This window comes from Pseudomonas fluorescens (assembly GCF_902497995.1).
Taxonomy (GTDB): Bacteria; Pseudomonadota; Gammaproteobacteria; order Pseudomonadales; family Pseudomonadaceae; genus Aquipseudomonas; species Aquipseudomonas fluorescens_BK.
Map to the genome: position 1 here is coordinate 64401 of NZ_CABVII010000020.1, position 22682 is coordinate 87082.

The window sequence follows — 22682 nt, forward strand, 5'->3', positions numbered from 1 at the left end:
ACAACATCTCTGTTGAATGTTAAACCGCATTCGCGAGCAAGCCCGCTCCCACAGGGGATTGCCCCACAGGGGATTGTGGTGGGTCAGTAGACGTCGCGGCGGTAGCGGCCTTGCTCGATCAGGCGGTCGACCGCTTCGATTCCGAGCACTTCGTTAAGCACCTGATCCACCCCTGAAGCCATCCCCTGCAAGCTGCCGCAGATGTAAATGACGGCGCCATCCGCCAGCCATTTCTTCAGTTCCGCCGCCGACTCGCGCAGTCGATCCTGCACATAAATCTTCTCGGCCTGATCCCGCGAGAACGCCAGGTCCAACCGCTCCAGATCACCCGAAACCAGCCATTCTTCAAGCTCATCGCGGCACAGGTAGTCGTGCTCGCGATTGCGCTCGCCGAACAGCAGCCAATGGCGCTGCTGTCCGTCGGCAATCCGCGCCTTGAGCAAGCTGCGCAGGCCGGCCAGTCCGGTACCGTTGCCCAGCAAGATCATCGGCACCGGCTCGGTCGGCAAGTGGAAACCGCTGTTGCGCCGTACCCGCAGGCTGATGGTGCTGCCCACCGGCGCGTGTTCCGTCAGCCAGCCGGAGCCGATGCCGAGGCTGCCGTCAGGATGCAGTTCCTGGCGCACGATCAGTTCCAGCACGCCATCGGCGGCAATCGAGGCGATGGAGTATTCGCGCATGGGCAACGGCACCAGGGCTGCCACCAGCGCTTGCGCGTGCAGACCGACAAGATGAGCCCGGTTCCCGGGCAGCTGTCGACTGGCGAGGGCCTGCTCCAGAGGTTGCGACAGGTCATCGAGCGTTACCGTGGCTCGACCGTCAATCCCCAGGCCATCGAGGAAATGCTCGATCGCCCACGGGCAATTGCGCGGCAGTACTTCCACCAGATCACCGGCCAGCCAGCTGCTGGTGGTAGGGGCTGCGAGGCCCAGCAAGTACACACCCGAGCCGCTGCTGTCAGGGTTGAGCAAATCCCGGCGAACCAGGGTCCAGTGGTCATAGCCGGGCGCTTGCCAGGTGTCCACGGGCGCCTGTCCGGTCACCAGGCCGAGTTGCTGCTGCCAGTGACGCAAGGCGTAAGGGTCGCCGCTGTCGACTTCCACCGGGGCGAACAGGGTCTTGCCGCCGTGTTCACCCAACCAGGTGTGCAAGCGTCGGGCGAAACCGCAGAAGTGTTGGTACTGCCGATCACCGAGGCCGAGCACCGCATAGTTCAGGCGCTCGAGGCTCAGCGCCTGGTCCAGCACCTTGCGTTCGAAGCCCCGGGCGCTGTCCGGCGCTTCACCGTCGCCGAAGGTGCTGACCACGAACAGCGCGTTGCTGGAATCGCGCAGATCCTGCTCGCTGACATCCGCCAGTGGCTGAACCTTCACCGGCAGGCCGGCGGCCTGCAATTGCCCGGCGGTCTGCCACGCCAATTGCTCGGCAAATCCGCTCTGGCTGGCGAAACCGATCAACCAGGCTGGCGCATTACTGCCCGACTGCGCGAGGCCTTTGCGGGCATCCTTGATCTGCTTTTTCTTGCGTCGACGATCGAGGTACAGCAACCAGCCCGTGACAAAAAACAGCGGCATGGTCAGCGAACTGAGCGTCAGGATGATCCGCCCGACGATACCGAAGTAGCTGCCGACGTGCAGCGCATAGATGCTGGTCAGCAACTGCGCCTTGAGGCTCTTGTCGCTGTAACGGTCATGGCGTTTGACGATGCCGGTGGCCGGATCGAGGCTGATCTGGTTCAGTGCCCGGTCATGGGGTGAGCTGTTCAACAGATAGAACACGGTTGCCGGTTGCCCGGCCACTGGCGGCATACGAATGTTGTAGGCACTCAAGGCCGGGCCAGCGGCGCTGTAGATGCTGCTCCACATCGCGGCATAGTCGGCGGCAGGCGCCGGGCCGCTGGGTGCAGGACCACGGCCGCCGCGAACGCGCTCATTCTGCGGCGAATCGGAAAGTAGTCGGGTCAGGCCCTTGTTGTACCACTCATAGGACCAGGACAACCCGGTCAGCGCCGCCAGGAGGTAAAACACCAGGCACCAGGTGCCCGCGACCGAGTGCAGGTCCCAATTGAAGCTGCGGCCTTTTTTCTTCCAGTCCAGGGTCAGCCAGGCCCGCCAGCTGTTCCACTGGCGCGGCCACCGCAGGTAGAGCCCGGACAGGCAGAAAAACACCAGGGTCAGCGTACAGGCCCCCGTGATCTGCCGACCGGTATCGCCCATGGCGAGGAAACGGTGCAGTTGCAGCATGAAGCCGAAGAAGTCCTGGCCGACGACATTGCCCATGAAATCGGCGGTGTACGGGTTGAAGTAGCGCATCTCGCCACGGCGTTCGCCCGGCGGCGGGGTAAAGGACACCCGCGCGGCATTGCCGCTGTCGGTCTCGACCCAGATCATCGCGACTTTCTTGCCCGAGGCACCTTCGATTTTTTCCACCAGCTCGGCGGGTGGCAGGACGCCGGCGACCTGCTTCTCGACCTGCAGCACGGTCGGGTTGAGCACGCTCAGGATTTCATCCTGAAACGATACCGTCGCCCCGGTGATGCCCATCAGGGCCAGGACCAGCCCGGCGCTGATGCCGAAAAACCAGTGCAACTGGAACAGGGTTTTCTTCAACACGTCGCTCGCCTTGTTCGTTCGAAAATAATCATCACGGCGCGCATTATGCCGTGGGTGGTCGAGAAGCCTGCTTTTTTACGCACAAAAGCCCCGTTCATCTGGATGAACGGGGCCTGGTCCTGATTTCGCCCTGCATCCGCATTCCATGTGGGAGCGGGCTTGCTCGCGAAAGCGGTGTGACAGTCAACGACGATATTGAATGTGACGGCCCCTTCGCGAGCAAGCCCGCTCCCACATGGAATGCGGTGCGGCTTGCAATCAGAAGTGGAAGTTGGTGCTCAGCAATGCGGTACGGCCTGCCGCCTGGTTGGCGAAGTGGGTCGAGAACGCTTTGTCGTAGTAGGTTTCGTCGGTCAGGTTCTGCACGTTCAGCTGCAGGTCGACGTTTTTGGTCAGCTTGTAGGCCACCATGGCGTCGTAGCGAACATAGTCATCGACCATGGTGGTGTTGGCCACGCTGCCGAATACGTCGTCGACGTAGAACGCACCACCACCGATGGTCAGCTTCGGCGTGACCTGGTAGGTCGTCCAGAGGCTGGCGCTGTTTTTCGGCGTGTTAGGCAATTCGTTGCCGTTGTTGGCTTTGTTTGCCGGCAGGTCACCGCCATCGATTTGTTCGCTGTCCATGTAAGCGTAACCGGCGAAGACTTGCCATTTGTCGGTGATCTTGCCGGTGGCCGACAGTTCGATACCTTGAACGCGGGTTTTACCGGCGTTTTCAAAGGACGTGGTGTCGACTTGTACCCGGGCGTTGTCTTTCTCTGTGCGGAAGATATCAGCGGTCAGGGACAGACGATCGTTCAGCAGATCCCACTTGGTGCCGATTTCGTAGTTCCTGGTGGTTTCCGGCTCCATGTCGCTTTTGAGCAGGTTGCCGTTGCGATCCGGAGTGCCGCCCAGCGGGTTGCCTTCCTGGCCTTCACCCAGGGTGTTGCCCGGTGGCGTGGCGGACGTGGCATACGAGGCATAGATGCTGCCGTTTTCAGCCGGCTTGTAGACCACGCCGAATTGGCCTGTGACGAATTCGCTGACGTCATCGCCCTTGGACGTGGTGGTGCCGGTGGCGTTGTAGGTCTTGTAGTCGGTATCGAAATGGTCGTAACGCAGGCCCATGTTCACCAGCCACTGATCGGACAGCTCCAGGGTGTCGAACACGTACAGCGCATAGGTCTTGGCCTTGGTGTCGGTGCCGGCGTAGTTGCGCGAGATGGAGCCGTCCCATGGGTCGTTCGGGTTCGGGTTGGACAGCGAGGTGCAGTTGTAGTTACTCGGCGCGCCGATCAGGGCCGGGGTGCAGTTGGTGGTCGCGGCGGCGGTACCCGGCGTGGTGTCGGTGTTGACGGTATACGAGGACTTTTTGCCTTCCTCGCGGCTCAGCTCGATACCGGTGGCGAAGCTGTTCTTGAAGCCGGCGATGTACACATCACCAAACAGATCGGTCTGGTTGGTGGTGGTAGTGGTGTTGCTGACACGGGTGTTGGCCCGACGCCAGACGCTGCCATTGTTGACGTTGCCCTTGGAGTCGTCCGGCTGGGTCAGGATGTAATCCTGCATGCTGCTGCCGTGGCGCAGGGTGTTCTTGACCGTCAGCGCATCGTTCAGGTCGTGCTCGATGGCGAAGGTCGCGGTGTCGGTGCGGCCCTTGCGGAAATCGCGGTCCAGACCGTAGAAGTTGCTGTCATCGCCACCGGCGTAAGGCTTGTCCGGATTGGACTTGGTGCGGGCGGCCGCAAGGCCGGCAGGAATGGTGTACGGAATGCCCGAATCCGGCGTGTCGTTACTTTCCAGGTGGTAGTAATCGAGGTTCACCCGAGTGTCGGTGCCCAGACCGAAGGCCAGCGATGGCGCGATGCCCCAACGGTCGTAATCGACCTTGTCCCGGCCGGCGACGTTGCTTTCGTGGCTCATCAGGTTCAGACGTCCAGCGGCGGTGTCAGTGAACTGGTAGTTGCCGTCGAAGGTGTAGCGCTGGGTCTGGTCCGAGCCCCAGGTGAAACCACCGTCGAGCGATTCGCCCAGGTGTGCTTTCTTGCTGACCAGGTTGATGCTGCCACCGGCAGCGCCACGGCCGCCAATGGCCGAGTTCGGGCCTTTGCTGACTTCAATCGACTCGACGGCGAAGATCTCGCGGCTTTGCGAGCCGGTGTCGCGCACGCCGTCCAGGTACGTATCGCCCTGAGCATCGAAACCACGAATGAATGGACGGTCACCCTGTGGGTTGCCCCCTTCACCGGCACCGAAGGTGATGCCTGGAACGGTGCGCAGCGCGTCCTGCATGTTGAGGGCGCCGGTGTCCTTGAGGACTTGTTGCGGAATGACGGTGATCGAGCGCGGCGTGTCGACCAGCGGCGCGGTGTACTTGGGCGAGGAGGCTTTTTCAACGTTGTAGGTTGTCGCGTCCTGGGCTTCGCTGGTAATCGCAGTCGCGTCCAGGGAAATCGCATTGCTCGGCGCTTTTTCGTCGGTCTTCTCAGCGGCGAAAACCATATGGCCAGCGGAGCCGGCAGTGATCGCCACGCCAATTGCAGATGCGAGCAAACGCGGTGAACTGACCGGTAATTGTGATTGTTGACGTGACATGAGCATTCCCCTCCCCAAGGATTTGAGGTCGCGGAATATAGGGTAAACAGTTATTCATATCAATTGCGAAACATTACTATTCGCACTGAATTTACATTCTTTACAATTTACCCTTACGGTTTTTGATGTTTCATTCGTCGCCAGGGTTTTACACAGGCAATAAGAATCAATACCATTGCCATCCTTTTGCCTTCAGGTGTTTTCCCATGCTGCTGCACATTCCCGGCTTGTTCGCTAAAGAAGAAGTGCGGCGCATCCGCGAGGCTCTGGAACAGGCCGATTGGGCGGATGGCAAGATCACGGCCGGTTATCAGTCAGCAAAAGCCAAGCACAATCTGCAGCTACCTGAAGGTCACCCACTGGCCAAGGAGGTGGGCGCGGCGATGCTTGAACGGTTGTGGAAAAATCCGCTGTTCATGTCTGCCGCGCTACCGCACAAGGTCTTCCCGCCGTTGCTGAACTGCTACACGGCGGGTGGCAGTTTCGATTTTCATATCGACAACGCCGTGCGCCAGCCAAAGAACAGCATCGAGCGGGTTCGCACCGATCTGTCGGCGACCCTGTTTTTCAGCGAGCCCGACGACTATGACGGTGGCGAGCTGGAAATCCAGGACACCTTCGGCACCCAACGGGTGAAGCTGCCCGCCGGCGATATGGTGCTGTACCCCGGCACCAGCCTGCACAAGGTCAACGCCGTCACCCGCGGCACGCGCTTTGCCTCGTTCTTCTGGACCCAAAGCCTGGTCCGCGAAGACAGCCAGCGCGCCTTGCTGTTTGAAATGGACGGGGCGATCCAGCAGTTGACGCAAGATATGCCCGACCACCCTTCGCTGATCCGCCTGACCGGCACTTACCACAACCTGCTGCGCCGCTGGGTCGAGGTATGAGTTTTCAACTGCGCCGCGAAGAAGTGCTCGACGGCGATCACCTCAAAGCCATGCTCAATGAAAGCCCCGCTCGCGCAGCTCAGGCGATTCTGCTCGCTGCCCGTGAAGGCGTGCTCGACGCCCAGGCCTTGCTCGGGCAGATCCTGCTGGACGGGCAGGGCATTGAGCGGGATCAACCACTGGCGGTGCGCTGGTTCGGGATTGCCGCCAACGGCGGGCACCTGATGGCGCGCAACATGCTCGGCCGGTGCCATGAGCATGGCTGGGGTTGTGCCGTGGATGCTTCGATTGCCGCACGGCATTACCGAATCGCGGCAGACGCGGGACTGGATTGGGCGATGTACAACTACGCCAACCTGCTGGCGACCGGGCGTGGTGTGATTGAGGATCAGCCGCAAGCGCTGAGTCTCTATCACCGCGCCGCAGAACTCGGCCACGCGAAGTCGATGAACCTGCTGGGGCGTTACCTGGAAGAAGGGCAGGCGTGCGCACCGGATCTGCCGGCCGCCCGCGACTGGTATCGACGCTCGGCGATCGGCGGGGACTTTCGCGGGCAGTTCAGTTATGCCGCTGTGCTGACGGATGAAGGGAGTATCGAGGAGGCGCTGGTCTGGTTGCGCAAGGCGCTGGCTGGCGGCAATCTGAATTTTTTGCGGGTGGCGAGCAAGGCGTTGCAAGCAGCGAGCGATCCGCACATTCGCGCCCTGGCCAGCGACTATGCCCGGCGCCACGCCGAACTCGAGCAAGAACACCGGCCCCTGTAGGAGCCAGGCTTGCCGGCGAAGGCGATTTCACGGACGCCTTCGCTGTAGGAGCCAGGCTTGCCGGCGAAGGCGATTTCACGGACGCCGTCGCTGTAGGAGCCAGGCTTGCCGGCGAAGGCGATTTCACGGACGCCTTCGTCGGCAAGCCTGGCTCCTACAGGGAGCGTGCAGCGCTTACACGTAGAACGATTTCAGCGGCGGGAAGCCATTGAATTCAACGGCGCTGTAGCTGGTGGTGTAGGCACCGGTCGACAACCAGTACATACGATCACCGATCGCCAGGTTCAGCGGCAGGCCATACTTGTAGTTTTCGTACATGATGTCGGCGCTGTCGCAAGTCGGGCCGGCGATGACCACTTCTTCCATTTCGCCTTTCTTCTCGGTCCAGATCGGGAACTTGATGGCTTCGTCCATGGTTTCGATCAGGCCGGAGAACTTGCCCACATCCGTGTACACCCAGCGCTCGACGGCGGTACGGGACTTACGTGCAACCAGCACCACTTCACTGACCAGGATGCCGGCGTTGGCGATCAGCGAACGGCCTGGCTCCAGGATGATTTCCGGCAGTTCGTCACCGAAGTCTTCCTTGAGGAAGCGGATGATTTCTTCGGCGTAGGTTTCCAGGCTGTTGGTACGGGTGATGTAGTTGGCCGGGAAGCCACCGCCCATGTTGATCAGCTTGAGCACGATGCCGTCTTCTTCCTTCAGGCGCTCGAAGATCACTTTGACCTTGGCGATCGCTGCGTCCCAGACGCTGATGTCGCGCTGTTGCGAGCCGACGTGGAACGAGATGCCGTAAGGCACCAGACCCAGGTCGCGGGCGAGGATCAGCAGGTCCATGGCCATGTCGGTCTGGCAGCCGAATTTGCGCGACAGAGGCCAGTCGGCGGTGGTCGAGCCTTCGGTCAGGATGCGCACATAGACTTTCGAACCCGGAGCGGCCTTGGCGATGTTGCGCAGGTCGGCTTCGGAGTCGGTGGAGAACAGGCGCACGCCTTTCTCGTAGAAATAACGGATGTCTTTGGATTTCTTGATGGTGTTGCCGTAGCTGATACGGTCGGCGCTGACGCCGCGGTCCATCACCTTGTCCAGCTCATAGATCGAAGCGATGTCGAAGCTCGACCCCTTGTCTTTCAACAGGTCAATGATCTCGACAGCCGGGTTGGCTTTTACCGCGTAATAGACTTTGGCGAATTCGAAACCGGCGCGCAGGTCATCGTAGGCCTGGCTGATCATCGCGGTGTCGATCACCACGAACGGGGTTTCTTGCTTGTCGGCGAACGCCTTCATTTTGTCAAAGGTGGCGCGCTCGAAATAATCTTCGACGTTGATCGACATGCTGGAGACTCCTAAGGGCAAACTGAAATTAACAATGGGTGCAAATGAACGTCCTCCGTATCCCCACTTTGGTTCGCCTACTTCCCAAGGCATGTCGCCGAAAGCAAAAAGGCCACGGGAGGCGGTGCTTTCCCTTGGCCTTGCTGTCTCGTCGTCAGTACTTGAGCCGGATGGATCGTTTCCAGCATGGACGTTCGGCGCGAACTTTAGGGCGTGAGGGGCTTGAGATCAACAAAAAATGTCGCGTTTTTACACGCTTCCGTCGTGCGGCCCCGGACAACTACTGATGTAGCTGACCTGCGTGACAGTGTGATGTTCCCGTAGGAGGGAGATTTTCGGGGATTCAGCGGGCATTGTGGTGCCCCCATTCGCGGGCAAGCCCGCTCCCACAGGGGATTTTTGTTCATGCACCTATTGCATGCAAATCACAGATCCAATGTGGGAGCGGGCTTGCCCGCGAAGGCGTCGGTCAGGCCAATGCGGCTTCCGCAGGCGAAACAATGCTGGTCTTGCCCCCACGGGACTTGCCAGAGCTCAAATACTCGGCAATCGATTCCTGAGTCACCTCACCCAGGAACACCCGTTCGGCATCCATCACCGGCAACCACGAACGATTGAACTCGTACATGCGCGACAGCAGGATGCGCAAATGCTCGTCGTACGCCGCCGTGGCGTTGAACTCACGCAAGTATTGCGTGCAGGTGCCGGCCTGACGGTGCAAGTCGCGACGTCGCACATAACCGAGCGCCTTGTTCTCGGAGCACGTCACTACCAAATAGCGACGGTCATGCTCATCCATCAGCTCCAGCGCTTCGGCCACCGGCGTTTCCGGGCTCACCGACGGCGCGTTGTCCGCTGCATCTTCAGCTTTCACCAACAACAAGCGCTTGAGCGTGCTGTCCTGGCCGACGAAGTTGCTGACAAAGTCGTCTGCCGGGTGCGCGAGCAAGGTGTCCGGATGGTCGATCTGCAGCAGCTTGCCGGCGCGGAAGATCGCAATCTTGTCGCCCAGCTTGATCGCTTCGTCGATGTCATGGCTGACCATGATCACCGTCTTGTTCAGCGCCCGCTGCATCTCGAAGAACTCGTTCTGGATCATTTCGCGGTTGATCGGGTCGACCGCGCCGAACGGTTCATCCATCAACAGCAGCGGCGCATCGGCCGCCAGCGCGCGAATCACGCCGATCCGCTGTTGCTGGCCACCGGACAACTCACGCGGGTAGCGAGTCAGGTACTGCTTGGGCTCGAGCTTGATCATGCTCATCAACTCCCGGGCGCGGTCGTGGCATTTCTGCTTGTCCCAGCCCAGCAGGCGCGGAACGATGGTGATGTTTTCCTCGATGGTCATGTTCGGGAACAAGCCGATCTGCTGGATCACATAACCGATGTTGCGACGCAGGGTCACGGCGTCGAGGTCGGTGGTGTCTTCGCCGTTGATCAGGATCTTGCCCGACGTCGGCTTGATCAGGCGGTTGATCATCTTCAGCGTGGTGCTTTTGCCGCAGCCCGATGGCCCGAGGAACACACAGATCTCGCCTTCATTGACGGTCAGGCTTACCGAGTCCACGGCTTTCACATCTTTGCCGTTGCTTTGGAAGGTCTTGCTGAGGTTTTGAAGTTCGATCATTTGAGGAGTCCTTTTGGAGTCAGCGTGCGTTGCAGCCATTGCAGAAGCAGGTCGGCGAAGATGGCCAGGAGACTGACCAGCACGGCGCCGACGATCAGCATCGACATATCGCTGCGGCTGATGGAAGCGAGAATAAGTACACCAAGGCCACCGGCACCGATGGTCGCGGCGATGGTCATGACGCCAATGTTCATGACCACGGCGGTGCGCACACCGGCGAGGATCACCGGCACGGCAATCGGCAGTTCGACCATGCGCAGGCGCTGGCCAAAGGTCATGCCGATGCCGCGGGCGGCTTCGCGAATGCCGGGCTCGACGCCAGTCAGGGCGAGGTAGGTGTTACGCATGATCGGCAGCAGCGAGTACAGAAACACGGCGGTGATCGCCGGCATCGGGCCCAGGCCCTGGCCGAATTTCGAGTAGAACGGCAGCAGCAGGCCGAAAAGGGCAATCGACGGCACGGTCAGCAGCACAGTGGCGCTGGCTTGCAAGGGACCGGCGAGCGTCGGAAAGCGGGTCATCAGGATGCCGAGCGGCACGCCGACCAGAATCGCCAGGGTCACGGCGATGCCGACCAGGGTGATGTGCTGCCAGGTCAGTTGCACAACCTGCGGCCAGTCGAGATGGGAAAAGGCGTTCAAAAATTCCATGTCTTTTCCTCCTCAGTTGATAGGGTGCTGGCGCAGGAAATCTGCGGCAACGGATGAAGGGCTTTCGTGGCCGACATCGACCCGTGCATTCAGCGCACGCATGGTGGCGTCATCGAACAGCTCGGCCAGCGGTTTGATTTCTTCCGCCAGTTTCGGATGGGCATCCAGGTACTCCTGACGCACCACCGGCGCAGCGGTGTAGTCCGGGAAGTAATGCTTGTCGTCTTCCAGCAACTTGAGCTTGAAGGCGTTCAAGCGACCGTCGGTGGTGTAGACCAGGCCGGCAAATACCTGACCATTGCGCAGGGCGGTGTAGACCAGCCCGGCATCCATCTGGCGGGTATTTTTGCGGGTCAGGTTCATGCCGTAGAGGTCGACCATGCCGTCCATGCCGTCGGAACGATTGGCGAACTCGGTGTCCAGGGCAACAAGGTGATTAGTCTTGGCCTCAGCCTGCATCACCGTGTTCAGCTCGCTGATGGTGTTGATCTGCGGGTAAGCCTTCGCGGTTTTTTCAGGCAATGCCAAGGCGTAGGTATTGCTGAATTTCGATGGGGTAAGCCAGATCAGGCCTTTTTTCGCGTCGAGTTCTTTCACACGGGCGTAGGACTGAGCGCTGTCGAGTTTGTCGGTGACATGGTTGTAAGCCACCAGCGACACGCCGGTGTATTCCCACATCAGGTCCAGTTGCCCACTTTCCTGAGCGCTGCGGGCGAGGGTACTGCCCAGGCCGCCGGTCACCTGGGTGTCGTAACCCTTGGTGCGCAGGTACTGGGAGGTGATTTCCGCCAGCAGGGTCTGTTCGGTGAACACCCGGGCGCCGATGCGGATCACCGGTTTTTCAGCGGCTTGGGCAAATCCTGCGAACAGCAGGGCGCAGCCTAAAAATAAGCATACCTTTTTCATATCAATTCCTTTGCCGAGGCTTAAGACGGGCGCAGCCCGCGTTCGAGCCAGAGGCGGCTGGCGAGTGTCACCAGGCCGTCGAGCAGCAAGGCCAGCAGGGCGGTGCAGGCCGCGCCGAGCAGCAGTTGCGGCTGATTGTTCAGGGCGATGCCGGGGAAAATCAGGCTGCCCAGGCTGTTGGCGCCGATCAGGAACGCCAGCGGTGCGGTACCGACGTTGATCGCCAGGGCCACGCGCACGCCACCGATGATGATCGGCACGGCGTTCGGCAGTTCGACCCGCCACAACACCTGAGTCGGTGTCATGCCGATGCCGACGGCCGCTTCCTTGAGCGAACCCTGGACGTTTTTCAGGCCTTCATAGGTATTGCGCACGATCGGCAACAGCGAGGCGAGGAACAGGGCGAAGATCGCGGGGCCGCTGCCGATGCCGAGGAAACCCAGGGCGATGGCCAGTACGGCGAGAGGCGGCACGGTATTGCCGATGTTGAAGATCTGCATGAAGCGCTCGGCGCGTCCAACCATGGTCGGGCGGCTGAGGAAGATGCCGGCGGGTATGCCCACGACGAGGGCGGCCAGCATGGAAACGAGGACAAGAATCAAATGAGCTTGCAGGTAAAACAACAAATCGTCGCGGTAATGTTCGATCGTATCGATGCCGATCCAGTGGATCAGCAGGGCCAGAAGGGCGATTACCAGCGCGCCTCCTATCAGCCCTTTGCCATAGTGGATAGCCACAGGCGGACTCCTTTTTTTCTTTGTCGGCGAACGCAGTCCCGTGTGGCATACCATTCCTGGATACCGGGAAAATCAACGTTCGCGAGAAGCAGCTCTTCATGCCGCGCGCTTTCCCCTGTAGGAGCTGGCTTGTCGAATCGTCGCACCGCAGCGAAAGACGTCAACGATGATGCGTTCGGTCTGAATGAACGCATTGTCTGGACGTTTTTCGTCGGAACGCCGCCCGGAGCAAGCTCGCTCCTACAGGGGGAAAACGTACGGCTTATCGAGCCATAAGCGCAGCCTCGTCAGGCTAACTTACTGATTTTTTCAACCCTGACGAATAGTCATAACAGGGGAGTGGACGCCTCCACGCCGTAAAAGGTTCCCATCTGAAGCCACATTTGGCCACCCTTAATGTGCTCAACGGTTCGGTTATTGAGTCAAGTTGGGCTATAATCTGCGCCCTTTTTTGAATTACCTGCCAGGCGATTTCCCATGACCAAACAGGCCGCCGAAGTCGCGAAACGCCGCACTTTCGCCATTATTTCCCACCCCGATGCCGGTAAGACCACCATCACCGAGAAGCTCTTGCTGATGGGCAAGGCGATTGCGGTTGCTGGCACGGTGAAATCACGCAAGTCCGACCGCCATGCCACCTCCGACTGGATGGAAATGGAAAAACAACGGGGTATTTCCATTACCACGTCGGTCATGCAGTTCCCGTATCGCGAGCACATGATCAACCTGCTCGACACCCCGGGCCACGAAGACTTCTCCGAAGATACCTACCGCACCCTGACGGCGGTGGACTCGGCCTTGATGGTCCTCGACGGCGGCAAGGGTGTAGAGCCTCGGACCATCGCCCTGATGGACGTCTGCCGTCTGCGTGATACGCCGATCGTCAGCTTCATCAACAAACTCGACCGTGACATCCGCGACCCGATCGAACTGCTCGACGAAATCGAAGCGGTCCTGAAGATCAAGGCGGCGCCGATCACCTGGCCGATCGGTTGCTACCGTGACTTCAAGGGCGTTTACCACCTCGCCGACGACTACATCATCGTCTACACCGCCGGTCACGGCCACGAGCGCACCGATGTGAAAATCATCGAGAAGCTCGACTCCGATGAAGCCCGCGCGCACTTGGGCGACGAGTACGATCGTTTTGTCGATCAGCTGGAACTGGTGCAGGGCGCCTGTCACGAATTCAATCAACAGGAATTCCTCGACGGCCAACTGACCCCGGTGTTCTTCGGTACTGCATTGGGCAACTTCGGTGTCGATCACGTGCTTGACGCCGTGGTCAACTGGGCGCCGAAACCGCTGGCCCGTGTCGCCAACGAACGTACTGTGGAACCGGTCGAAGAGAAATTCGCCGGCTTCGTGTTCAAGATCCAGGCGAACATGGACCCCAAACACCGCGACCGTATCGCCTTCATGCGTATCTGCTCCGGCAAGTACGAAAAAGGCATGAAGATGCGCCACGTGCGTACCGGCAAGGACGTGCGGATCGGCGATGCGCTGACTTTCTTCTCCTCTGAGCGTGAGCAACTGGAAGAAGCGTTTGCCGGCGACATCATCGGCCTGCACAACCACGGCACCATCCAGATCGGCGACACCTTCACCGAAGGCGAAGTCCTGGGCTTCACCGGCATCCCGCACTTCGCCCCGGAACTGTTCCGTCGCGTGCGCCTGCGTGATCCGCTGAAATCCAAGCAACTGCGTCAAGGCTTGCAGCAGTTGGCGGAGGAGGGCGCGACCCAGGTGTTCTTCCCCGAGCGCAGCAACGACATCATCCTCGGCGCCGTCGGTGTGCTGCAGTTCGATGTGGTCGCCAGCCGCTTGAAAGAGGAATACAAGGTTGAGTGCTCCTACGAGCCGATCACCGTGTATTCCGCGCGCTGGATCGATTGCGACGACAAGAAGAAGCTCGAGGAATTCCGGGTCAAGGCCGTGGAAAACCTCGCGGTCGACGGCGGCGGTCACCTGACCTACCTGGCCCCGACCCGGGTCAACCTGGCGCTGATGGAAGAGCGCTGGCCGGACGTGAAATTCCGCGCGACCCGTGAGCATCATTAAGCGCTGACCTGAAACACCAAAAGCCCCGTTGCGAAAGCTGCGGGGTTTTTCTTTGGCCGACACTTTCCCCTGTGGGAGCAAGCTCGCTCCTACAAAAAAATGTTCCCTGGTGAAAAACCATCTGCCATTGCTCGTCCTGTTTACGCCAAATTGAACTGCGGCGGCTATTGCTGGCAGCGGTGTGACATTGATAGGTCACCAGGGCCGAATGCTCCGAGAGAGGTTTGACGGCGAATTCGCTGATGGTGCGTTGGGTGAATGGCTGACAAGGCAATTGCTCGACCAGGTCAGCTTTGCTCCAAATGCCGCCACTGGCACCGAATTCGGTGAAGTCGTCGGCAATCAGCCGGGAGATTTCTTCGGCATCGCCTCGGGTGGCTTGTGACAGCAAGCGTCGTTCGAGTTCGAGCAATGTTTGCAACAGGTCCATTGTTTTGGCCTTCTTCCGAGATATTGAACATAACTTTGTAGGAGCAAGCTTGCTCGCGATGGAGTGTCAGCCAAGTAGATGTTGACTGACACACCGTCGCGAGCAAGCTTGCTCCTACAGGGGACATTTAATGCCTGTTAAATAACCATTCGCCATAGCGATTATGCAAAACCATTCTCTGCACCAGCGGCATTTCCCGGCGATCATCAACGTTCTGGTTTGAGAACCCGCTCGATTGCAACTGGGTTTCGCACAATGCCACGACACCCGGGTTCGTCGTGGGCAGGAGGGAATCGGCTATGAGCATGTTTCTACGCGGTGTTTTGTTGCTGAAGGTGTTGGTGCTGCTGTCACTCGGTTCGTCGGCGGCGTGGGCGGAATGTCAGGAGCATGACAAACAGGCCTGGAATTGGCAGGACACGCAGAGCGAGATGATGATCGCCAAATCCGAATCAGAGCCGGGTGATCAGGGGCAGGGTGGTAGCGCGGATGATGACGATTCGATGAGCGATGAAGAGGACGACAGCTAGACGTAAACACAGACATACAGAAAACCTCTTCTACACCGATTGATATGCCATCGAAGTAGAAGAGGTTCGTGAGCCGGTCAATTATCCCTGTGGGAGCGGGCTTGCTCGCGAATGCGGTCTGTCAGTCGACATTGATGCTGACTGGCATAACGCCTTCGCGAGCAAGCCCGCTCCCACATTTGTTTTGTGGTGTTAAATCAATTTTTCTGCACAGCCAGACCCTGTGGGAGCGGGCTTGCTCGCGAATGCGGTCTGTCAGTCGACATTGATGCTGACTGGCATAACGCCCTCGCGAGCAAGCCCGCTCCCACATTAATTTTATAGGAACTGCTCGGCGTAGTGGCACGCCACCTGACGAGTGTCGACCAGGCGCAGGGCCGGCTCTTCGGTGCTGCAGCGCTCGGTCGCGTACGGGCAGCGCTTATGGAAAGCGCAGCCGGACGGCGGGTTCAGCGGGTTGGGCAATTCGCCGACGATCTTGATCTTCGGTTTGTCCGGATCCGGGTGGATGGTTGGCGTCGCCGACAACAGCGCCTGGGTGTAGGGGTGCAGCGGACGGGTGTAGATGTCTTCTTTGGGACCCATTTCCACGGGGCGGCCGAGGTACATCACCATCACGTGATCGGCCACGTGACGCACCACCGCCAGGTTGTGGGAGATGAACACGTAGGCGGTGTTGAACTCTTGCTGCAAATCCATGAACAGGTTCAGCACCTGCGCCTGAATCGACACGTCCAGCGCGGAAGTCGGTTCATCCGCCACCAGCACTTTCGGTTGCAGCATCATCGCCCGGGCCAGGGCGATCCGCTGGCGCTGACCGCCGGAGAACATGTGCGGATAGCGCTGGTAGTGCTCGGGACGCAAGCCCACCTGCTTCATCATCGCCTGGACTTTTTCACGGCGCTCAGCCGCTGAAAGATTGGTATTGATCAGCAGCGGTTCGGCCAGCTGATCACCGACTTTCTGCCGCGGGTTCAACGAGGCGTACGGGCTCTGGAACACCATCTGCACGTCTTTGCGCAGCTGCTTGCGTTGGGCCTTGTCGGCGCCGGCGACTTCCTGCCCGGCAATTTTCAAGGAGCCGGAGGACGGCTCCTCGATCAGGGTCAGGGCACGGGCCAGGGTGGATTTGCCGCAACCCGATTCGCCGACGACGGCGAGGGTCTTGCCGGCTTCCAGTTCGAACGACACACCATTGAGCGCACGCACGGTGGCGTGGCCCTTGAACAGGCCACGGGACACTTCGTAGTGACGGGTCAGGTTGCGGGCGGTAAGTACGACGGCCATTACGCCACCTCCTGATTCAACGGGTAGAAGCAGCGGGCGAGGCTGTGGCTTTTCTGGTCAAGGGCCGGACGTTGCGTGCGGCAGTTTTCCTGCACGTACGGGCAGCGCGGCGACAGCAGGCAGCCTTGCGGACGGTCGTAACGCCCGGGGACGATGCCCGGCAGCGTCGACAGGCGCGCGGCGCCCAGGCTGTGTTCCGGAATGGCTTTGAGCAGTGCTTCGCTGTACGGGTGCGCCGGGATGTCGAACAACTGTGGCACTTGACCGACTTCAACGGCCTGGCCTGCGTACATCACGCACACGCGCTGGGCGGTTTCGGCCACGACCGCGAGGTCGTGGGTGATCAGCACCAGGCCCATGTTCTGTTCTTTCTGCAGGGCCAGCAGCAGGTCCATGATCTGCGCCTGAATGGTCACGTCCAGCGCGGTGGTCGGTTCGTCGGCGATCAGCAGTTTCGGTTCGCCGGCAATCGCCATGGCGATCGCAACGCGCTGGCTCATGCCGCCGGACAGTTGATGCGGGTAGGCATTCATGCGGCTGGCGGCGCCCGGGATTTCCACTTTTTCCAGCAGTTCGATGGCGCGGGCGCGGGCTTGCTTGCCGGACATTTTCAGGTGCAGGCGCAGCACTTCTTCGATCTGGAAACCGACGGTGTAGCTCGGGTTCAGTGCGGTCATCGGGTCCTGGAACACCATGGCCAGGTCTTTGCCGACGATCTGCCGACGCTGGCGGTTGCTCAGCTTGAGCATGTTCTTGCCATCGAAATTCAGGGCGTCGGCGGTGACGATTCCCGGGTGCTCGATCAGGCCCATCAGCGCCATCATGGTCACGGACTTGCCGGAACCCGACTCGCCCACGATGGCCAGCACTTCGCCCTTGTCCACAGAGATGTCGAGCCCGTCGACCACCGGAACGGCGTTCTTGTCGCCGAAGCGAACGTTGAGATTCTTGATTTCCAACAGTGACATGTGAATCTCCTCAGGCGGCGTTCTTGAGTTTCGGGTCCAGCGCATCGCGCAGGCCGTCGCCCATCAAGTTGATTGCCAGCACGCTGAGCAAAATGGTCAAGCCAGGCAAGCTCACCACCCACCAGGCACGTTCGATGTAGTCGCGAGCCGATGCCAGCATGGTGCCCCATTCAGGGGTTGGCGGTTGTACACCAAGGCCGAGGAAGCCCAGTGCCGCGGCATCGAGGATCGCCGAGGAGAAGCTCAAGGTGGCCTGAACGATCAGCGGCGCCATGCAGTTGGGCAGCACGGTGACGAACATCAGGCGTGGCAGACCGGCACCGGCCAGGCGCGCGGCGGTCACGTAGTCGCGGTTCAGTTCGCCCATCACCGCGGCGCGGGTCAGGCGAACGTAGGACGGCAACGAAACCACTGCGATGGCGATAATGGTGTTGATCAGGCCAGGGCCGAGGATGGCGACAATCGCCACCGCCAGCAGCAGGGACGGCAGGGCCAGCATGATGTCCATGAGACGCATGATGGTCGGACCCAGGATCCGCGGGTAGAACCCGGCGAACAGACCCAAAAGAATTCCCGGAATCAGCGACATCACTACCGACGACAAGCCTATCAGCAGGGACAGGCGCGAACCGTTGATCAGCCGCGACAACAGGTCGCGACCCAGTTCGTCGGTGCCGAGCAGGAACTGGATTTGCCCACCTTCCAGCCAGGCCGGCGGGGTCAGCAGGAAGTCACGGTATTGCTCGCTCGGGTTATGCGGGGCAACCCACGGCGCGAAGATCGCGCAGAAGATAACCAACAGCATGAACATCAGGCCGGCAACGGCGCCTTTGTTCTTGGAAAACGCTTGCCAGAATTCTTTGTACGGGGACGGATACAGCAGGCTTTGATCGACTGTTACCGCTTGATTTGAAGTTGAAGCTGGAGTGGTCATGGTCATGATGATCTCAGCGCTGGTGACGAATGCGTGGGTTGGCAAAGCCGTAGAGGATGTCCACCACGAAATTGACCACAATCACCAGGCAGGCGATTAACAGGATGCCGTTCTGCACCACGGGATAATCCCGTGCGCCAATGGCTTCGATCAGCCATTTGCCGATGCCGGGCCAGGAGAAGATGGTTTCGGTCAGGACCGCACCCGCCAGCAACGTGCCGACTTGCAGGCCGACCACGGTCAGCACCGGAATCAGCGCGTTGCGCAGGCCGTGAACGAATACCACGCGCGACGGCGACAGGCCTTTGGCGCGGGCGGTACGGATGTAGTCCTCGCGCAGCACTTCGAGCATCGAAGACCGGGTCATTCGCGCGATCACCGCCAGCGGAATGGTGCCGAGCACGATGGCCGGCAGGATCAGGTGATGCAGGGCATCGAAGAACGCACCGACGTCATCGGCCAGCAGCGTATCGATCAGCATGAAACCGGTGCGCGGCTCGATGTCGTACAGCAGGTCGATCCGCCCGGACACCGGGGTCCAGCCCAGGGACACCGAGAAGAACATGATCAGGATCAGGCCCCACCAGAAGATCGGCATCGAATATCCCGCCAGGGAGATGCCCATCACCCCGTGGTCGAACAGGGATCCTCGCTTGAGTGCCGCGATCACCCCGGCCAGCAGGCCCAGGATGCCGGCGAACAGCAGGGCGGCCATGGACAGTTCCAGGGTCGCGGGGAATAGCGAGCTGAACTCGGTCCAGACGCTTTCCCGGGTGCGCAGGGATTCGCCGAGATCGCCGTGGGCCAGTTTGCCAATGTAATCCAGGTATTGGGCATACAGGGGTTTGTTCAGACCAAGGCGTTCCATTGCCTGAGCATGCATTTCGGGGTCGACCCGACGTTCACCCATCATCACTTCCACGGGGTCGCCCGGAATCATGCGAATCAACGCGAAAGTCAGCAAGGTGATGCCGAAGAACGTAGGGATCAATAACCCCAGTCGGCGGGCAATAAAACTAAACATCGTGTGGTGTACCTCATCAGCCGGTTAGGCGTGCCCGGCATCCCTGGGGTCAGGGACGCCGGGAATTTTCTTATCTACTTCACCTGAGTGGTGGCGAAGTTATTCGTGGTGAGCGGGCTGATGTGATAGCCCTCTACGTTGTTGCGCATTGCGGTGAACATACGGGTATGCGCGATGCTGATCCATGGCTGGTCCTGGTTGAAAATGGCCTGGGCTTGCTCATAGAGCGCGGCGCGTTCGGCAGGGTTCACTTTAGCCCTTGCTTCATCGATCAGGGCCTGGAACTGCTGATTGCACCAGCGTGCGTAGTTTTCGCCGTTTTTGGCGGCCTCGCAACTGAGCATAGGCGTCAGGAAGTTGTCCGGGTCGCCGTTATCGCCCGCCCATCCGGCGGACACCATGTCGTGCTCGCCGTTTTTCGCGCGCTTGAGCATTTCGCCCCATTCCATCACGCGGATGTCGATCTTGATGCCGACCTTGGCCAGGTCGGCCTGCATCATCTGCGCACCGAGCATCGGGTTAGGGTTGGTCGCGCCACCGCCATTGCGGGTGAACAACGTGAATACCGTGCCTTCAGGTACGCCAGCCTCCTTGAGCAGAGCGCGGGCCTTGTCCAGGTCGCGGGGCGGGTTCTTGAGGTTATGGTTGTAGCCCAGCAGGGTGTCCGGGAACGGGTTGACCGCGGCGGTCGCATTGCCTTTGCCGAACAGCGCGTTGACGGCCGCTTCCTTGTCGAAGGCGATGTCGATGGCTTTGCGTACGCGCACGTCGCTCAGGTATTTGTGCGTGGTGTTGATGCCAATGTACGCGACGGTCATCGCGTTCAGTTCGTCGACCTTCAGCTGGGGGTCGCTCTTGATGCTCGGAATGTCATCCGGCTTCGGATACAGCGCGACCTGGCACTCGTTGGCCTTGAGCTTCTGCAGGCGCACGTTGTTGTCGGTGGCAATCGCCAGGATCAGCGCTTCAGACGGTGGCTTGCCACGGAAGTAGTCCGGGTTGGCCTTGAAGCGGACCTGAGCATCCTTGGCGTAACGCTGGAAGATGAACGGGCCGGTACCGACCGGTTTGTTGTTCAGGTCGCCGGTCTTGTCGGCCTTGAGCAGCTGGTCGGCGTACTCGGCGGAGTAGATCGAAGAGAACGCCATGGCGATGTCGGCCAGGAACGGCGCTTCGCGACGGGTCAGGGTGAACTTGACCGTGTTGTCGTCGACCTTCTCGACGCTCTTGAGCAATTCCTTGAAGCCCATGCTTTCAAAGTAGGGGAAGCCCACGCTCGATTTGTCGTGCCACGGGTGTTTCGGGTCCAGCTGACGCTGGAAACTCCAGACCACGTCGTCGGCATTCATGTCGCGGGTCGGCTTGAAGTAGTCGGTGGTGTGAAACTTGACGCCTTGGCGCAGGTGGAAGGTGTAGGTCAGACCGTCTTCGCTGATGTCCCAGGAGTCGGCCAGTGCCGGAATCACTTCAGTGGTGCCGGGCTTGAAGTCCGCCAGGCGATTGAAGATGGTTTCGGCCACCGCATCGGCTGTGACTGCAGTCGTGTACTGGACCATATCGAAACCTTCCGGGCTGGCTTCGGTGCAGACCACCAAGGGTTTGGCCGAGACGCCAGCAGCGACACTCAGTAACGCGGCAGCGATGGCCGCACGCAGGGTAAGCATTTTCATCAAGAACCCTCTGCAATTGGTTAAAGGACCCAAACCAGACGGCCGACCCTGATGAGTCAGTCGTCTGGCGGGCGTTTTTACAGAATGTTGAACGGGATGGTGGTCACGAGACGGAACTCGTTGATGCTGCCATCCGCCTGGTTTTCGCTGGCGCGGTGAGCGGTGTAGGTCGCGCGAATCGCGGTGGCCTTGAGCGGGCCGCTCTGTACGGCGTACGAAGCGCCGATGCCGTATTCGTAGTGGTGTTCGCCGTCCTGGGCCTGGATACCGTCGTAACCCTTGCCCACCACACCACCGTTGCCCTTGTAGTGAGTGCCGTCGATGCCCCAGCCGCGAGCCTGGTAGATATTGAACTTCAGGCCCGGCACGCCGTATTCGGCCATGTTCAGACCGTAGGCCACCTGGAAGGATTTCTCGTTCGGCCCGTTGAAGTCCGACAGCAGGGAGTTGGCCAGGTAGATGCCGTTGGTTTCGTGCAGGTAGTCGAAGTACTCGTCACCATTAATTTCCTGGTACGAGAAGCTCAGGGTATGGGCCTGGTGAGTCAGGCCGAACGACAGGGAGTAGGTATCGTTGTCGATATCGCCGATCAGCGCTTTGCCTTCTTCCTGGGTCTTGTAGTAGTTCAGGCCGGTGGTCAGGCTCAAAACCTGGCTGTCGCCCAGCACATGGCTGGCGCCGAAGTAGTACTGGTTCCAGATGTCTTCGGCCTGGGTGGCCCAGAGGCTGGTGGTCAGGCTGGCAAATGGCGTGTAGGTGATGCCTGCGGTGTGGACGTGATCGCTTTCAACGATGCCGTTGGCGTATTCGGTGCGGAACTTGCGCTGGCTTTGCTCCATGCGCGGAGAGTTGCGATCGAACGTACCCAGGTCAAAGGCCAGGTTTTCCAGCTCTTCGCTGTGCAGGCTCACACCCTCGAAGCTTGAAGGCAGCGCACGGTTACCGATCACATCGACCATCGGGCTGCTGAAGTTCTGGCGGCCGGCCGTCAGGGTGGTATTGGAGACACGGGCCTTGACGTTGGCCAGGCCCAGTTTGCTCCACTGGCCAACGGCGTCGCCGCCTTCTTCGGTCAGGGTACGGTTGTTGCCCGCGCCAGGGCGAGTGCCCGGTGCGCCGCCGTTGTTGGAGGCCAGGTCCTTGCGATCCTGGTCCAGGGCAATGGCGTTGTACGCCGCCACTTCGGTGCTGATCCCCACGGGGCCTTCGGTGAAGCCGGAGTTGTACTTGATGATGGTGCCTTGCACCCAGTTGATACGGCGATCGGTATCGGTCGACACGCCGTTTTTCTTGTAAGCGAACTGGCCGCCCCGTTTCAGTTGCTCGTTCGCATACCAGTTACGCGTGGTGCCGCTGATCGACTGGCCTTCGACGAAGCCGGTGGCTGCACTCTGGGCACTTTTCTCTTTCACGGTAACCGGCGTGAACGCCTGGCTTTGGGATTCTGCGTACGCCGTGGCGGTGACGCTGCTGATGGCCAGGGCCAATAACGCGGTGCTGCTCAGTTTCATGGGTGAAGCTCCTTGTTTTCTTTTTATATGCCGGTCTTTTTTTGATGATCCGGCTATTGGTTTAGAACGCTTGCAAGGCATCGCAAACGTTTGCAGAAGGCCGATTTGACGAATTTCGGCAATACGCTTGCGTGAGGGCGCAAGCGCCCCCAGCGGTTCTGGCTAA

At 60.0% G+C, this 22682-nt stretch carries 18 protein-coding genes; 4 read left to right on the forward strand and 14 right to left on the reverse strand.

The window, feature by feature from the left end; translation table 11 throughout:
- Positions 1 to 83 precede the first annotated feature (83 nt).
- Complete coding sequence (locus F8N80_RS22060) at positions 84 to 2612, reverse strand: PepSY domain-containing protein (protein WP_150784694.1); 2529 nt, start codon at positions 2610 to 2612, stop codon at positions 84 to 86.
- 258 nt (positions 2613 to 2870) lie between these two features.
- Entirely contained in the window at positions 2871 to 5192 is a 2322-nt protein-coding gene (locus tag F8N80_RS22065) for a TonB-dependent receptor (protein WP_150784695.1), read from the reverse strand.
- A gap of 206 nt (positions 5193 to 5398) precedes the next feature.
- Here F8N80_RS22065 and F8N80_RS22070 point away from each other — a divergent pair, with 206 nt between their 5' ends.
- Together F8N80_RS22070 and F8N80_RS22075 are read left to right on the forward strand one after the other, a co-directional pair.
- Positions 5399 to 6079, forward strand: a complete 681-nt coding sequence (locus tag F8N80_RS22070) for a Fe2+-dependent dioxygenase (protein WP_150745470.1) — start codon at positions 5399 to 5401, stop codon at positions 6077 to 6079.
- On the forward strand, positions 6076 to 6843 hold the full coding sequence (locus F8N80_RS22075; protein WP_150745471.1) for a tetratricopeptide repeat protein: 768 nt from the start codon (positions 6076 to 6078) through the stop codon (positions 6841 to 6843). The genes F8N80_RS22070 and F8N80_RS22075 overlap by 4 nt, the downstream gene beginning before the upstream one ends.
- A 174-nt stretch (positions 6844 to 7017) precedes the next feature.
- Here the strand turns inward: F8N80_RS22075 and F8N80_RS22080 are convergent, their stop codons facing one another.
- The 5 genes from F8N80_RS22080 to F8N80_RS22100 form a co-directional block, all read right to left on the reverse strand.
- The gene (locus F8N80_RS22080; RefSeq protein ID WP_150745472.1) at positions 7018 to 8181 is read right to left on the reverse strand and encodes a type III PLP-dependent enzyme; all 1164 of its coding nucleotides are present in this window, start codon (positions 8179 to 8181) and stop codon (positions 7018 to 7020) included.
- A 469-nt stretch (positions 8182 to 8650) separates the two neighbouring features.
- A complete protein-coding gene (locus tag F8N80_RS22085; RefSeq protein WP_150745473.1) occupies positions 8651 to 9808 on the reverse strand; it encodes an osmoprotectant ABC transporter ATP-binding protein OsmV in 1158 nt (385 codons plus the stop codon).
- Entirely contained in the window at positions 9805 to 10458 is a 654-nt protein-coding gene (locus F8N80_RS22090) for an ABC transporter permease (protein ID WP_150784696.1), read from the reverse strand. Before F8N80_RS22090 ends, F8N80_RS22085 begins: the two co-directional genes overlap by 4 nt.
- 12 nt (positions 10459 to 10470) lie before the next feature.
- The gene (locus tag F8N80_RS22095) at positions 10471 to 11364 is read right to left on the reverse strand and encodes a glycine betaine ABC transporter substrate-binding protein (protein WP_150784697.1); all 894 of its coding nucleotides are present in this window, start codon (positions 11362 to 11364) and stop codon (positions 10471 to 10473) included.
- Positions 11365 to 11384: 20 nt separating this feature from the next.
- Positions 11385 to 12101 (reverse strand): ABC transporter permease, encoded by a 717-nt coding sequence (locus F8N80_RS22100; RefSeq protein WP_150745475.1) that lies wholly within the window; start codon positions 12099 to 12101, stop codon positions 11385 to 11387.
- A 477-nt stretch (positions 12102 to 12578) separates the two neighbouring features.
- Between F8N80_RS22100 and F8N80_RS22105 the strand changes: the two genes are divergently transcribed.
- Positions 12579 to 14162, forward strand: coding sequence for a peptide chain release factor 3 (locus F8N80_RS22105; RefSeq protein ID WP_150745476.1), 1584 nt, complete (start codon positions 12579 to 12581; stop codon positions 14160 to 14162).
- Here F8N80_RS22105 and F8N80_RS22110 read toward each other — a convergent pair.
- Entirely contained in the window at positions 14095 to 14592 is a 498-nt protein-coding gene (locus F8N80_RS22110; RefSeq protein WP_150745477.1) for a nuclear transport factor 2 family protein, read from the reverse strand. The two genes, F8N80_RS22105 and F8N80_RS22110, sit on opposite strands and share 68 nt — an antisense overlap.
- Before the next feature lie 299 nt (positions 14593 to 14891).
- Here F8N80_RS22110 and F8N80_RS22115 point away from each other — a divergent pair, with 299 nt between their 5' ends.
- Positions 14892 to 15122, forward strand: coding sequence for a hypothetical protein (locus F8N80_RS22115; protein WP_150745478.1), 231 nt, complete (start codon positions 14892 to 14894; stop codon positions 15120 to 15122).
- 318 nt (positions 15123 to 15440) lie between these two features.
- On the opposite strand, the gene F8N80_RS22125 is transcribed toward F8N80_RS22115, so the two are convergent.
- The 6 genes from F8N80_RS22125 to F8N80_RS22150 form a co-directional block, all read right to left on the reverse strand.
- Complete coding sequence (locus tag F8N80_RS22125) at positions 15441 to 16409, reverse strand: peptide ABC transporter ATP-binding protein (protein ID WP_150745479.1); 969 nt, start codon at positions 16407 to 16409, stop codon at positions 15441 to 15443.
- Complete coding sequence (locus F8N80_RS22130; protein ID WP_150745480.1) at positions 16409 to 17377, reverse strand: ABC transporter ATP-binding protein; 969 nt, start codon at positions 17375 to 17377, stop codon at positions 16409 to 16411. The genes F8N80_RS22125 and F8N80_RS22130 overlap by 1 nt, the downstream gene beginning before the upstream one ends.
- Before the next feature lie 10 nt (positions 17378 to 17387).
- Complete coding sequence (locus F8N80_RS22135) at positions 17388 to 18311, reverse strand: ABC transporter permease subunit (RefSeq protein WP_150784715.1); 924 nt, start codon at positions 18309 to 18311, stop codon at positions 17388 to 17390.
- Positions 18312 to 18324: 13 nt separating this feature from the next.
- Positions 18325 to 19335 carry an ABC transporter permease subunit gene (locus tag F8N80_RS22140; protein ID WP_076028666.1) on the reverse strand — a complete coding sequence of 337 codons (1011 nt, stop codon included), beginning with the start codon at positions 19333 to 19335 and terminating at the stop codon, positions 18325 to 18327.
- A gap of 74 nt (positions 19336 to 19409) precedes the next feature.
- Positions 19410 to 21005, reverse strand: a complete 1596-nt coding sequence (locus F8N80_RS22145; protein ID WP_150784698.1) for an ABC transporter substrate-binding protein — start codon at positions 21003 to 21005, stop codon at positions 19410 to 19412.
- Between the two features lie 77 nt (positions 21006 to 21082).
- A complete protein-coding gene (locus tag F8N80_RS22150; protein ID WP_150784699.1) occupies positions 21083 to 22516 on the reverse strand; it encodes an OprD family porin in 1434 nt (477 codons plus the stop codon).
- Between the last annotated feature and the right edge of the window lie 166 nt (positions 22517 to 22682).